13 protein-coding genes are annotated in these 13,904 nt (G+C 66.2%); 9 read left to right on the plus strand and 4 right to left on the minus strand.

The genetic code is table 11. The features are described 5' to 3' along the window. Positions 1-3: 3 nt before the first annotated feature. Positions 4-1,116, plus strand: a complete 1,113-nt coding sequence (locus U5A65_RS06085; protein WP_321935886.1) for a lipocalin-like domain-containing protein — start codon at positions 4-6, stop codon at positions 1,114-1,116. A 5-nt stretch (positions 1,117-1,121) separates the two neighbouring features. Here U5A65_RS06085 and U5A65_RS06090 read toward each other — a convergent pair whose 3' ends face one another. The 4 genes from U5A65_RS06090 to U5A65_RS06105 form a co-directional block, all read right to left on the minus strand. Further along, positions 1,122-1,967 (minus strand): GNAT family N-acetyltransferase, encoded by an 846-nt coding sequence (locus U5A65_RS06090; protein ID WP_321935884.1) that lies wholly within the window; start codon positions 1,965-1,967, stop codon positions 1,122-1,124. A 90-nt stretch (positions 1,968-2,057) separates the two neighbouring features. Then, entirely contained in the window at positions 2,058-3,731 is a 1,674-nt protein-coding gene (locus U5A65_RS06095) for an AMP-binding protein (RefSeq protein ID WP_321945765.1), read from the minus strand. Positions 3,732-3,873: 142 nt separating this feature from the next. Then, the gene (locus U5A65_RS06100; RefSeq protein WP_321911016.1) at positions 3,874-4,419 is read right to left on the minus strand and encodes a hypothetical protein; all 546 of its coding nucleotides are present in this window, start codon (positions 4,417-4,419) and stop codon (positions 3,874-3,876) included. 76 nt (positions 4,420-4,495) lie between these two features. Further along, complete coding sequence (locus U5A65_RS06105; protein WP_321935882.1) at positions 4,496-5,299, minus strand: LytTR family DNA-binding domain-containing protein; 804 nt, start codon at positions 5,297-5,299, stop codon at positions 4,496-4,498. Positions 5,300-5,503: 204 nt separating this feature from the next. Between U5A65_RS06105 and U5A65_RS06110 the strand changes: the two genes are divergently transcribed. From U5A65_RS06110 to U5A65_RS06145, 8 genes are read left to right on the plus strand one after another with little or no spacing between them, the layout of a single operon-like run. After that, positions 5,504-6,382 (plus strand): xanthine dehydrogenase family protein subunit M, encoded by an 879-nt coding sequence (locus U5A65_RS06110; protein WP_321911012.1) that lies wholly within the window; start codon positions 5,504-5,506, stop codon positions 6,380-6,382. A gap of 17 nt (positions 6,383-6,399) precedes the next feature. Then, positions 6,400-6,930: a (2Fe-2S)-binding protein gene (locus tag U5A65_RS06115; RefSeq protein WP_321945766.1), complete on the plus strand. Its 531-nt coding sequence runs from the start codon at positions 6,400-6,402 to the stop codon at positions 6,928-6,930. 17 nt (positions 6,931-6,947) lie between these two features. Then, the gene (locus U5A65_RS06120) at positions 6,948-9,362 is read left to right on the plus strand and encodes an aerobic carbon-monoxide dehydrogenase large subunit (RefSeq protein ID WP_321945767.1); all 2,415 of its coding nucleotides are present in this window, start codon (positions 6,948-6,950) and stop codon (positions 9,360-9,362) included. A gap of 30 nt (positions 9,363-9,392) precedes the next feature. Then, the gene (locus U5A65_RS06125; protein WP_321945768.1) at positions 9,393-10,061 is read left to right on the plus strand and encodes an SRPBCC family protein; all 669 of its coding nucleotides are present in this window, start codon (positions 9,393-9,395) and stop codon (positions 10,059-10,061) included. An 18-nt stretch (positions 10,062-10,079) separates the two neighbouring features. Next, complete coding sequence (locus U5A65_RS06130) at positions 10,080-10,976, plus strand: MoxR family ATPase (protein ID WP_321911006.1); 897 nt, start codon at positions 10,080-10,082, stop codon at positions 10,974-10,976. Next, on the plus strand, positions 10,970-12,172 hold the full coding sequence (locus U5A65_RS06135; protein ID WP_321945769.1) for a vWA domain-containing protein: 1,203 nt from the start codon (positions 10,970-10,972) through the stop codon (positions 12,170-12,172). The genes U5A65_RS06130 and U5A65_RS06135 overlap by 7 nt, the downstream gene beginning before the upstream one ends. After that, positions 12,169-13,266 carry an XdhC family protein gene (locus tag U5A65_RS06140; protein WP_321935880.1) on the plus strand — a complete coding sequence of 366 codons (1,098 nt, stop codon included), beginning with the start codon at positions 12,169-12,171 and terminating at the stop codon, positions 13,264-13,266. The genes U5A65_RS06135 and U5A65_RS06140 overlap by 4 nt, the downstream gene beginning before the upstream one ends. Then, positions 13,263-13,904, plus strand: coding sequence for a nucleotidyltransferase family protein (locus U5A65_RS06145; protein ID WP_321945770.1), 642 nt, complete (start codon positions 13,263-13,265; stop codon positions 13,902-13,904). Before U5A65_RS06140 ends, U5A65_RS06145 begins: the two co-directional genes overlap by 4 nt.

A 13,904-nucleotide genomic window follows, 5' to 3' on the forward strand; every position in this document is an offset into this window, starting at 1 on the left:
GCGATGAGACGGCGCACGTTCCTTTTTTGGCCGCTGGCCGCCCTGACGGAGAACGCCGCGCGGGCGAGCCTGCCGCAATATCCGGCGGTCACGAGCGGACAGCCGCTTGTGTTCCCGCGCGACTATGGCGCGCATTCGAGCTTTCGCAACGAATGGTGGTACGTGACGGGCTGGCTGCAAACGCATGCCGGTGCATCGCTGGGTTTCGAAGCGACATTCTTCCGGTCGCGCCCCGCGCTCGACGAGGCGAACCCGAGCCGCTTCGCGCCGGATCAATTGCTGTTCGCCAACGTGGCGCTGAGCGATCCGCGCGCGGCCAGCCTGCAGCACGACCAGCGTGTCGCGCGCCGCGGCTTTGGACTGGCCGAAGCGAGCGAGACGGACACGGCCGTTCACATCGACGACTGGTCGCTCGAACGCAATGCTAACGGCCGCTACCGCCTGAACGTGGCCACGCCCGGCTTCGCCTTCGCCTTTACGTTGGCGCCGGCACAGCCGGTGCTCGTCAACGGTGCAGGCGGCTATAGCCGCAAAGGCCCGCTGCCGGAGGAGGCCAGCTACTACTACAGCCAGCCGTGGCTGCAGGTCGAAGGCGTGCTCGAACGCAGTGTTGATGCGCGCGGCAAAGGGGAGCCCGTGCGCGGGCTGGCGTGGCTCGACCACGAATGGTCGTCGGCGCCGCTAGCCGACGACGCCGTTGGCTGGGATTGGATCGGCATCAATTTCGACGACGGCGGCGCGCTGATGGCCTTGCAGATTCGCGACAAGGCAGGCCGCAAGTTCTGGGCAGGCGGCACGCTGCGCGCCGCCGATGGAAGCACGCATGCGCTATCGCCCGATAGCATTCGTTTCACGCCGCTGCGCCGGTGGCGTTCGCCGCATACCGGCGCGGAGTATCCGGTGGCGATGCGCGTCGATGCGCAGGACCGGCATTTGACGCTCGTGCCGCTCATGGACGATCAGGAATTCGACAGCCGCGTGACGACCGGCGCGGTGTATTGGGAGGGCGCCGTGACGGCCTTCGAAGTGGGCGCAAGCGCGGCAAAACCGGCTGCAAAACCGGTCGGACGCGGCTATCTCGAGCTGACGGGCTATGTCCAGCGGCTTGCGCTTTAGCAGCCTCATCCCAGTTCGAACGACGTCACCCCGAACACGCGATCCATCGCGATCGCGGGCGCGCATTTCGTGTACATTCGCGCGGTTTCGAAGACGCTCGCCATGCCGTGCCGCTCAGCCAGCGCGACGGCCACGGGATTCGTCTGCGGTACGTCGAGCACGATGACCTCGCCGGGCATGCGCGCCGCAAGCGCGCGAAAGAGGCCCGTGGCGACGTCAGCATCGTCGGCGAAGAGCGGGCCGATCTTGCAGCCCGCCTGGCAGCGGCGCACGACGCCGTATCCGGCGACCCGGCCCGCGTCGATGGTTGCGAGCGCAACGGCATCCGGCTGCGCGATCCAGGCCGAGAGGAAGCGCTCACGCTGCGCGGGAAAACAGGAGCGATCGTAGGCAAGCAACTGCGCGAACGGCACGTCGGCCACCGCCGCCACATGCGCGCAACCGATGCCGCTCACGAGGCCCTGATAGCGGATGTTGCGGTACGCGAGCTGGAACCCGGACTTCCGGTAGTTCGCCTGCTGGGCAACGACGCCGTCGAGGCCGATGTTGCGGTCTCCCAGGTAACGCATGCCATGCTGCCAGGTCCGCAGGCCGAAGCCTTTGCCGCGAAAACCGGGTTTCACGATGTAAAGGCCGATGAAGCCAAAGCTGTCGTCATAGGCGACGGCAGAAATACAGGCGACCGGCTCGCCGTGCCAAAGGCCGACGAAGAAACCATTCGGGTCGGCTACCCGAAAAGAGTGCGGGTCGTGCCAGCCGGGGTTCCATCCCTCTGCGGCGGCCCATTCCACCGACATGGCCACCTCGTCGGCCGACATGGTGCGCACGATGAAGTCGTTGGTTTGGTCCATGAGACTGGAGCACGCAGTTCTTGCAGCAGTGGTCGGGGGCACGACTGCCCGTTCGTCTGGATTATGCCACCGCTGAATAGCAACGCCGCGCTACACGGCCAGCCGGTCTCGCAACTGCCGCCGCAGCACTTTCCCAACCGGCGTTTTCGGCAAATCGTTCACGAAGACCACGTGCTTCGGCACTTTGTAAGCGGTGAGACTGGTGCGCGCAAACTCGATCACGTCCGCCTCGGTCAGCCTGGGTTCTTTTTTCACCACGAAGGCGACAGGCGTCTCACCAGATTGCTCATCCACCACACCCACGACCGCGACTTCCAGAATGCCGGGATGCCGAAACAGCACGCCCTCCACCTCGTTCGGGTAGACGTTGAAACCGGAGACCAGAATCATGTCCCGCTTGCGGTCGACAATCCGGATCACACCGCGCTCGTCCATGATCCCGATATCGCCGGTCGAGAAGAATCCATCGGTGCCGATCGCCTGGGCCGTTTCCTCCGGCCGGTTGAAGTAGCCCTGCATGATTACCGGTCCTGCAACGCAGATTTCGCCCGGCATGCCGGCGCAGACGGCCGCGCCGCGTTCGTCGCGGATTTCAATGCGCATGGATGGCAGCGGCACGCCGATCGTGCCTTCGAAGGCCGTTTGCGTGACGGGATTGGCCGTCACCGCGCCGGCGGCTTCAGATAGCCCGTAGGCTTCCACCACCGGGCAGCCCGTCACTTTCTGCCAGCGCTCGGCAACGGCAGGCTGGGTCGCGGTGCCTCCCCCGAAGGTGCTGCGCAACGAGGAGAAGTCGAGCGCGCGAAAATTCTCGTTGTTCATCAGCGCCGTGAATAGCGTGTTGAGGCCGCCGAACACGGTTGGCCGATGCGTGACAAAGTCCTTCACGAGCGAAGGAATATCGCGTGGGTTCATGACCAGAACGCAGCGGGTGCCCAGATGCAACGAAACGAGGCATTGGCACACCAGAGCGGCCACGTGGTACAGGGGCAGGGCGATGAGCGTGATTTCGCCGCTCTCGCGAAACACCGGTTGGACCCACGCGGCAAAGATCAGCACATCGGCGAGCACGTTGCCGTGCGTGAGCACGGCCCCTTTGGGTTCGCCGGTCGTGCCGCCGGTGTATTGCAGGAACGCCCTTGTCTCGCGGTTCAGCGCCGGCTTCGTGAAGTCCGTGGCGGGGCGGGCGGTCATGGCGGTCTTGAAGGCGATCGCACCGGGAATCGTCCAGTGCGGAACGAGCTTTTTCTTTTTTCGCACGACATAGTCGACGAGGATGGATCTCGGGAAGCGCTGCATCTCCGCCACGCGCGCGACGATCACGTGTTCGATGGCGGCGTGGACGAGCGCCTGCTCGAGCGTGGCCGCGGAAACTTCCATGACCACGATCGCACGCGCACCGGAATCCCCGATCAAATTCGCCAGTTCCGGCGCGGTGTAGAGCGGATTCACGTTGACCACGGTGAGCCCGGCCCGCAGCGCGGCAAACATTGCGATGGGGTGTTGCAGGGAGTTCGGCAACATCAGTGCGATGCGATCCCCGGGCTGGAGACCAAGGTCTTTCTGGAACCAGGCGGCGAGGCGCGCGGAGTCCTCTTCCAGCTGACGATAGGTGAGATCCACACCGAACTGATGAAAGGCGACACGGTCGCCAAAGCGGGCGACGGCGTGCTCCAGCAGGGCCGCCATCGAGGGGTAGTCATCGAGGGCGATGTCTGCTGCAACGCCAGCGGGATATTGCGAAAGCCAGGGCAAGTTCGACATGTCGTCCTCCGCTGCGGGGCCGCTTTGGCGTTCGCTGATTCTAATTTTGGACTCCTAGCGTATTCTCGCGGTGACTTGCCAAGTGTGCTCTAGCGCACGTACGCGTGCGATCCGATGCGCATTCGTGCGCGAAGGGCGATGGCTATTCGGCGGGCGCCGGCTGAATGCCATTTTCCGGTTGAGGTTCTCTGGGCAGTTGCGACGCAGGCTCGAGGTCTTCTTCCGGCGTCGGCTCGACGGTTTGAACGACGGGCGGCGCGACACTTTTGGTCACAACGGGCGCCTCGGAGACTGGCGCGCTCGCTCTGGGCTGCGCGGTGTGGGCGGCGGTCATGCCCGTGCCGACGTTCGAACTCGTGGTGTTGGCGCTTTTGAGCAGCCCCCGCGAATCGAACAGGAACACCGCCGCAGACGAATGTGTATCCGCGCCAGCGACGAGCGAGCCGATGAACGGGATATAGCTTTCCGGGTGCGGACGTGACGTGACATAGGTGTAGACGAGCAGCGTCGAGCCGTCGTCCAGCGCGGTCTCGACCGACGGCGGGCCGAGCACGGCTGTCACGTCTTGCAAGGTTGTCACGCCGTGCCGGAAGTTCGCCATCTGCTCGGGCCTCACCTCGACGCCGGCCGACACACAGCCGGCAAGCAGTGCGCCGCACAGTAGCCCAGTGACCACTTCGCGATTCATCACGCCTCGCCCCCCTGATATTGATTCTAGGACGAATGCGTCTGGCCGGCTGGCGTGAAACGATCGGCGCTGGCGTTCAAACCACGCCCAGCCACTCTTTCAATTGTGCGGCGCGAGACCGGCTCACCGGCACGACGCTGCGTTCGCCGTCGTCCATCACGAGGTTCACGCTGTCATCGGCTTTGACGAGTTCCACGGCGTACGGCAGGTTGACGATATGGCTGCGATGCACGCGCACAAACGAGTTGCTGTCGAGCCGCAGCTCGAGGTCGGCGAGCGAGAGGTTGGAGAGGTAGCGATCGTCCTTCGTGACGATCGTCGTGTAGTGGCCGTCGCCCTGAAAACGCACGATGTCCTTCAGGTCGATCAGGATCACGCGGTTCTTGCGGTACACCGGAATCTTGAAGAGCCGCCGCGGCGGCGTGGGCGCGCCGGCATGCGACTCGGAGGAGGGCTCGGTCGTCAGGTCGGTGAGGTCGTAAAAGATCATGCAGGTGCCGCACGTGCCGTTCATGTCCGACATGCGCGAGACCTTGAGCATGAGAAGGCGGTCGGGAATGTTGATCATCATCGCGACCGGCGGCGGCGACTTCACGGGGCAGCCGCCGGCGTCGCGCGACTGCAGCAGGAAGCGCAGCTTGTCGCGGCTTTTTGCCGGGTGCAGCTGCACGACGTCAATGCCGAACAGCTTGTCCTGGGCAACGCCCAGCGACTGCTCGCCCGCGGGGCCGAGAATTTGCAGCGCGACGTCGTTGAACGCGCTGACGCGCCCCTGCGCGTCGAGCCACACCACACCCGGATTGAACTGCTCCAGGCGGTGCTGAAAAGACTCGGCGCGGCGCGCGTCGGTGGTCGGCATGGCGTGCTCGAACGGTTTCATCCAGGGTTCTCCCCGATGCGGCCGCGGCGTTGTGCGCGGCATTTGCGGCGGCGGGACGCTGCCTCCGTTTTATGTCCTTTCCCCTTTTCGCGCAAGTTTTCCGGCACCCGGCGCAACCAGAACGCCGTTCGCGAAATCCCGTTGAATTGCTGCGTTGCATTGTGAAATCCTGAACTGCAGGACGATGCCAACAAGGAGACTAGTGTGATTCCCCGCCCATTCGAATACCACGCTCCACAAACCTTGTCCGAGGCGTTCGCGCTGCTCGGCACGCACGGCGAAACGGCCAAGCTGCTCGCGGGCGGCCATAGCCTGCTGCCGATGATGAAGCTGCGCTTCGCGCAGCCCGATCATCTGATCGACCTCGGCCGGCTGGCGGAGCTCAAGGGCATCCGCGAGGAAAACGGCGCGCTGTGGATCGGCGCGATGACAACCGAGAACGAGCTGATCTGGTCGGCGGTGCTGCAGGCGCGCTGCCCGCTGATTGTCGAGGGCGCGCGGCAGATTGCCGACCCGCAGGTGCGCTATCGCGGCACGCTGGGCGGCGATCTCTCGCACGGCGATCCTGGCAATGACCATCCCGCGTTGATGATCGCGCTCGACGCGTCGTTCGTGCTGCAGGGCGCGGCGGGCGAGCGCGTGGTGAGCGCGGACGGCTTCTTCGTCGGCACCTATGCGACGCTGCTCGAGCCGGGCGAGATCATGACGGGCATCCGCATTCCCGTGCCGCCGCCCGGCACCGGCTACTGCTATGCGAAGCTCAAGCGCAAGACCGGCGACTTCGCAACCGCAGCGGCGGCTGTGACGTTGCGCCTGGCCGGCGGCAACGTCGAGCATGCGCGCATTGCTCTGACGAATGTCGGCGACACGGTGATCCGCGCGGTGGACGCCGAGCAGGCGCTCATCGGCAAGCCGTTCGACGCACGCGCGCTCGACGAAGCCGCGCGGCTCGCCATGGCGGCTTGCGATCCGGTGGAGGATCTGCGCGGCGACGCCGACTACAAGCGCGCAATGGCGGGCGAAATGACCCGCAGGGCGCTCACTACCGCTTACGAACGGGCCACGAACCCGGCACGCCCCTGACTCACGGAGAACGCGAAATGGCCAGCAAAACCATGGTGTCGTTCAGCCTCAACGGCAGCGAGGTCGACGTCGTCGTCGAGCCGCGCGAACTGCTGATTCACACGCTGCGCGAAAAATGCCAGCACACCGGGCCGCATATCGGTTGCGAGACGTCGCATTGCGGCGCTTGCACGGTCGATTTCAACGGCATGTCCGTGAAGTCCTGCACGCTGCTCACCGTGCAGGCTCAGGGCGCGGAAGTGCGCACGGTCGAAGGGCTCGCGCAAGGCGGCACGCTGCATGCGCTGCAGGAGGGCTTCATGCAGGAGCACGGGCTGCAATGCGGCTTCTGCACGCCGGGCATGCTGATGCGCGCGTACCGCCTGCTGCAGGAGAACCCCGATCCGACCGAAGCCGAAATTCGCTACTGGATGGCGGGGAACCTGTGCCGTTGCACGGGCTATCAGAACATCGTGAAGGCCGTGCAATACGCGGCGCGCAAGCTGCGCGGCGAAGCGGTCGAAACCTCGCATCCGCTCATCGAAGCGGGCGCGGCACACGCGCACTGAGCGCCGGGAGACACGTCATGGGCAATCTCGACGCCAATCTCGAGCGTCTCGCCGCGCTCGAAGGCATGGGCTGCTCGCGCAAGCGCCGCGAGGACCCGCGTTTCATTCAGGGCAAGGGCAGTTACGTGGACGACATCAAGATGCCGGGCATGCTGTTCGGCGTGATGGTGCGCAGTCCTTACGCCCACGCACGCGTGAAGCGCATCGACAAGTCGCGCGCGCTCGCGCATCCGGGCGTGCACGCCGTGCTCACGGCGGACGACCTCAAGCCGCTCAAGTTGCACTGGATGCCGACGCTCGCAGGCGACGTGCAGGCCGTGCTCGCCGACGAAAAAGTCTGCTTCCAGAATCAGGAAGTCGCGTTCGTGGTGGCGGACGACCGCTACGTTGCGGCCGATGCGGCCGAACTCGTCGAGGTCGAGTACGAAGAATTGCCCGCGCTCGTCGATCCCATGAAGGCGCTGGAGCCCGACGCGCCCGTGATTCGCGAGGACATCCGCGACAAGGATACCGGCGCACATGGAGCGCGAAGGCATCCTAATCATATTTTCACGTGGACGATGGGCGACCGCGACAAGACGGACCGCATGTTCGAGAACGCGGAGGTCACGGTCAAGCAGGATATCGCGTATCCGCGCGTGCATCCGTGCCCGCTCGAAACCTGCGGCTGCGTCGCGTCGTTCGACAAGGTGCGTGGCGATCTCACGGTCTACATCACCTCGCAGGCGCCTCATGTCGTGCGCACCGTGGTCGGGCTGCTCTCGTCGATTCCGGAGTCGAATATCCGCATCATCTCGCCCGATATCGGCGGCGGCTTCGGCAACAAGGTCGGCGTGTATCCGGGCTACGTGACGTCGATTGTCGCGTCCATCGTGCTCGGGCGTCCGGTCAAGTGGATCGAGTCGCGCAACGAGAATCTCTCGAGCACCGCATTCGCGCGCGACTATCACATGACCGGCGAACTGGCCGCCGACAAGGACGGCCGCATCAAGGCGCTGCGTGTGAATGTGGTGGCCGACCACGGCGCGTTTGACGCGTGCGCCGACCCGACCAAGTGGCCCGCAGGCATGTTCCACGTCTGCACGGGCTCGTATGCGATCCCGAATGCGTTCGTCAGCGTCGACGGCGTGTACACGAACAAGTTTCCGGGCGGGGTTGCGTACCGCTGTTCGTTCCGCGTGACCGAGGCCGTCTACCTGATCGAGCGGATGGTCGATGTGCTGGCGCAAAAGCTCGGCATCGACAAGGCCGAGATCCGCTTGCGCAATTTCATTGCGAAGGAGCAGTTCCCGTACACGACGCCGCTTGGCCTCGAATACGATTCGGGCGACTACGAAACGGCGCTGAAAAAGGTGCTGGCCGCTGTCGATTACGACGCGCTGCGCGCGGAGCAGGCGCAACGCCGCGCAGACCCGGATGCGGAGTGGCTCATGGGCATCGGCCTCGTGAACTTCACCGAGATCGTCGGGGCGGGGCCGTCGAAAATGTGCGACATCCTTGGCGTGGGCATGTTCGATTCCTGCGAGATCCGCGTGCATCCGGACGGCTCGGCCATCGCGCGCATGGGCACGATCACGCAGGGCCAGGGGCACCAGACCACCTACGCGCAAATCATTGCGTCGGAGGCGGGCATTCCGGCCTCGAAAATCACCGTGGAAGAGGGCGATACCGCCACGGCGCCGTACGGGCTCGGCACCTATGGCTCGCGCTCGACGCCGGTTGCGGGCGCCGCGGTCGCGCGCGCCTCGCGCAAGATTCGCGAGAAGGCGCGCCGTATCGCCGCGCATCTGCTCGAAGCGAGCCCGGACGATGTTGAATTCGATCTGGATCGCTTCGTGCTGAAGGGCTCGCCCGACGAGTTCAAGACCGTGAAGGAAGTGGCGTGGGCGGCGTATAACAACGTTCCCGAAGGGCTGGAGATGGGCCTCGAGGCCGTCGACTATTACGATCCGCCCAACTTTACGTTTCCGTTCGGCGCCTACGTGTGCGTGCTCGACATCAACCGCTATACCGGCGAGATCCGCGTGCGGCGCTTCTACGCGCTCGACGACTGCGGCACGCGGATCAACCCGATGATCATCGAAGGGCAGATTCATGGCGGCCTGACCGAAGGTTTTGCGGTGGCGCTGGGCCAGGAACTGCCGTATGACGAAGCGGGCAATCTGCTCGGCGCGACGCTGCTTGACTACTTCGTGCCGACGGCCGTGGAAACGCCGCATTGGGAAACGGACTTCACGGTGACGCCTTCGCCGCATCACCCGATCGGCGCAAAGGGCGTGGCCGAATCGCCGCACGTGGGCTCGATTCCGTGCTTCACGTCAGCGGTGGTCGATGCCTTCGCGCATCTCGGCGTGACGCACATGAACATGCCGCACAACGCGTACCGCGTGTGGCAGCAGTGCCGCGAACTCGGATTGACGCGGCCCGCCTGAGTCGAAGCGATTGATGATGAGGAATCCGGAATGAAAGTCGTACTCGACAAGGCATTTCCGCTCGATGCGAGCGCGGACCGCGCCTGGGCGCTGATGCAGGATATCGAGGCGGTGGCCGGCTGCATGCCGGGCGCGAAGATCACCGAGCGTGTGGACGATACGCACTACAAGGGAACCATCACGGTGCGGCTCGGGCCGGCGACGATGTCGTTCAAGGGCGATATCGAAGTGCTCGCGCTCGACGCCGCGGCGCGCAGCCTGCATCTGCTCGGCAAAGGCACGGATTCGACCGGCAGCTCGGCCGCGACGATGGATCTCACGGCCAGTGTGGAACCCACGGGCGAGACCTGCACGCTGACCGGCAAGAGCGAGGTGACGATGAGCGGCAAGGCCGCAGCGCTGGGCGGCCGGCTCATGGGGCCGGTGTCGGAGCAGTTGCTCAAGCAGTTTGTCGCGAACTTTTCGGCTCGGCTGAGCGCCATGGCGCCGCCGCAGGGTGCGCCCGATACGCCGGGCGCTGAAGCGGACGCGGTTGGCGGGGCCACTGCGCCCGACGAGGCGACGGCAATGGCTCCGGTTGCACGAGCGGCCGCGGCGCCGCCCGCGCAAGCCGCCGAGCTGAACGGCATCGCGTTCATGTGGGCCATCGTGCGCGACTGGCTGCGCGCTCACTTCACACGCAAGGCGCAGGGCCGCTGAGGGCCACTGAGGGACGCCATGACGTCGATCGACCGCATGCCGGACGTCCTCGCGCTGCAGGCGCAGCTGGCGGCCCACCGGTTCATCGTGGAGCGCAGCTTCGCGGCGGCGCTGCTGCTCACGATGGAAATGCGCCGCCCGCTGCTGCTGGAGGGTGAAGCGGGCGTGGGCAAGACGGAGGTCGCGAAGGCACTGGCGCGCCTGCTCGACGCCCCGCTGATCCGCCTGCAGTGCTACGAAGGACTCGACGCGCACGCGGCGCTTTACGAGTGGAACTATGTTCACCAGCTGCTGGCCATCAAGCTCTTCGAGCAGGACGCGCGGCCGCTGCGCGACAAGGAACAGGACATTTTCTCCGAGCGCTATCTGCTCAAGCGCCCACTGCTCGAAGCCATTACGACTACGCCCGCGCCCGTGCTGCTGATCGACGAAATCGACCGCACCGACGAGGCGTTCGAGGCCTACCTGCTCGAGCTGCTTTCGGATTTTCAGCTTTCGATTCCCGAGCTTGGCGTGATCCGCGCGAGCGAGCGGCCCTATGTGATCCTGACCTCGAACGGCACGCGCGAGATCTCCGATGCGCTACGCCGCCGCTGCCTTTACCAGTACGTCGACTATCCGTCGTTCCAGCGCGAACTCATGATCGTGCGGACCCAGGTGCCCGAAGTGCCGGAGGCGCTGGCGGCGCAGATCGTCGAATTCGTGCATGCAGTGCGCGAAATGGCCCTGCGCCGCAAACCGGGCCTCGCGGAAACGCTCGACTGGGTGGCCGCGCTGCTGCGCCTTGGCGTGAGTGCGCTCGACGAAGACGGGGTGGACCGCGTGATGGATTCGCTCGCGGCGCTCGTAAAAACGCGCGAGGATCAGGCCAGTCTCACGCGGCCGGTGGTTGAAAAACTGGTGGCGTCATGCTGACCGGAATCGACAGCACCCGGCCAGGCGAAGTGCCGCACGATCTCGCCGATCACCTCGTTGCGCGCTATGCGGGCTTCGCGGGCTGGCTGCGCACGAATGCGTTCTGCGTAACGAACGCTGACGTTGCCGCCATGCTCGAAGTGGTGCAACGCATGGGACAGACCGAGCGCGATGTGCTGCGCTGGAGCCTGCGTGCGCTGCTGTGCTCGCGCGCGCAGGAGTGGCGCCGCTTCGACGATTTGTTCGACGCGTATTTCCTTGCGCCGAACCGGCGCAAGCTCGCCGAAACCCGTGCTGGCGGCGCGGGGCCGCTTGCGTGCGACGACGCAGCCAGTGGGCCGCGCGATGCGAGCGAGGGCACGCCGATTTCGCTCGCAGGCAGCGGCGGTGGCGCGGCGCAAGAGGGCGCAGCCGCGAACGAAGGCGCGACGCACACAGCGTCGCTAACCCACGCGGATTTCCGCCACCTGAACGACCGCAGCGAACTCTTCGCCATCGACGACGCCATCCGCCGCTTCGCCCAGCGCCTGCGCGGCATCCAGATGCGCCGCGAGCAGCGCGCGAGCCTCGGGCGCACGATCGATCTGCGCTGGACCCTGCGCCGCAGCGTTTCGCGCGGCGGGCTGCCGGTCGAACTAGGCTGGCGGCGCAAGCGCAGGCAGCGCCCGCGCATCATCATGCTGCTCGACGTGAGCCGCTCGATGAGCCTCTACAGCTTCTTTTTCCTGCGGCTCGCGCGCGTGCTGAGCGGGCGGTTGCCCGACGTGCACAGCTTCGTTTTCCATACGCGGCTCGTCTGCGTCGACGAAGCGCTGCGCGACCCCGATCCGCGCCGCGCCCAGGAGCGCCTGCACCAGATCTCCGAGGGCTGGGCGGGCGGGACGCGCATCGGCGAGAGTCTCGCCGGTTTTAACGAGCATTACGCGCCGCGCCTGCTGCATGCGCGCACCGCGGTCGTGATCGTCAGCGACGGCTACGACGCCGGCGACGTGACACAGCTCGGCGAGTCGCTCGCCGCGATCCGGCGGCGCTGCCATTCGCTCGTCTGGCTCAACCCGCTCGCCGAGCGTTCCGGATTCCAGCCAGTCAGCGCGGGCATGCAGGCCGCGCTGCCGCATCTCGACCTGTTTGCCGGCGCCCGCGACCTCGCGGGGCTCGAACGGATCTTTCCTCAAATTCTCGAGGCGCTGCAATGAATGTTCATGCCGAATCGAGCGAGACCCTTCCTGACGCCGCGGATTTGCTGCAGCTCGAGCAGCGGCTGATCGATGCAGGCGCGCCGTTCGCGGTCGTCACCGTGATCCGTGCGGCGCCGCCAACCTCGACGTGCGTCGGCGCCCAGGCGCTCGTGGAGGCGAGCGGCGCGCTGCATGGCTGGGTCGGCGGGGGCTGCTCGCAGACGATCGTCATCGAGGCCGCGCGCCAGTCGATGCGCACGGGGCAGCCGCGGCGCGTGCGGATCAGCAACGAACCGGGGCCAGCCGACGCCGAAGTCGAGGCGCATGCCATGCCGTGCGCGAGCAACGGCGCGCTGGAGCTCTTCATCCAGCCCACCGTGCCCGCGCCGCTCGTGGCCGTGCTCGGTGCAACGCCCGCCGCACACGAGGCCTGTGTGCTCGCACGGCGCGTCGGGTTTCGCGCGAGCCTGGCGGCCGAGGTTGCGCGCGCCGGGCAAGCGGGCTTCGACGCCGCGGCGCTGGACCGCGCCGGCACGTCGTTCGTGCTGATCGCGACGCAAGGCGAGCGCGACGAGGATGCGCTCGAAGCCGCGTTGCGCAGCGCCGCCGTGGCGGTGCTCCTGATCGCGAGCCACAAAAAGGCTGAACGGCTGCGCGACGCAATGCGACTGCGCGGCATCGACGAAGGGCGGCTCGCGGCGCTGCATGCACCCGCTGGGCCGGCGATCCATGCGCATACGCCGCAGGAGATTGCGCTTGGCGCCGTGGCGGGACTGGTCGCGCTGCGGCATGAGATAGCCGAGGCGGCAGCGCGCGCGCAGGCCGAGCCGCCGACGGCCACGATCGCCACCGAAACCGTACCGCCCTTGCCGCCGTGCGAGGCGCTCGGCGCGCCACCCGTGCAGGCACAGGCGGGGCGCTACGTGAACCCCGTGTGCGGGATGAGCGTCGAGATGGCGAACGCGAAACATGTGGTCGAATATGGCGGCCACAAGGTGTACTTCTGCTGCGACTGTTGCAAGGCCGAGTTCGAGCGCGCACCCGAGCGTTATCTGAGCGCCGTACCAGGCGCTGCCGGTTGCCCGGACGATCTCCACAAGGAGGCGCGATGAGCCGTGCGACATTTTCGGCTGTCGTGCTCGCGGCGGGCCTGTCCACGCGCATGGCGGGCCGCCACAAGCTGTTGCTGCCGGTGGGCGGCGAGCCAGCCGTGCGGCGCGTGGTGCGCGCAATCGTTGCGGCACAGCCCGAGGAGATTGTCGTCGTGACCGGATTCAACGGCCGAGCCGTGTTCGAAGCGCTCGAGGGCATCGACGTGCGCTTCCAGAGCAACCCACGCTACCGCGAAGGACAGATGACTTCGGTCGCGAGCGGCGTCGCTGCGCTGCAGGCGCCCTGCGACGCCGTGATGATTTGCCTCGCCGACCAGGTGCTGCTCGAGGCGGCCGACTATCGCGAGCTGATCGAGGCCTATGCGTCGATGCCGTGCGGATCGATCCTGGTGCCGATGTACCAGGGCGCTAGAGGCAATCCTGTGGTGTTCGCGTCGAGTTATTGCCCCGAAGTCGTGGGCGGCCGCGTGAATCCGGGCTGCCGCAAGTTGATCGCCGAGCACAGCGCCGAGGTGTTTCTCCACGAAGCGGCGCACGATCGCTTTTGCGTCGACATGGATACGCCCGCCGACTACCAGAGCGTCATGGCGCGCGTGGAGGGCGGGGTGGCCAACGACGCACGCGTACACAACTCCTGA

It is taken from the genome of Paraburkholderia sp. J10-1 (assembly GCF_905220165.1).
Lineage (GTDB): Bacteria > Pseudomonadota > Gammaproteobacteria > Burkholderiales > Burkholderiaceae > Paraburkholderia.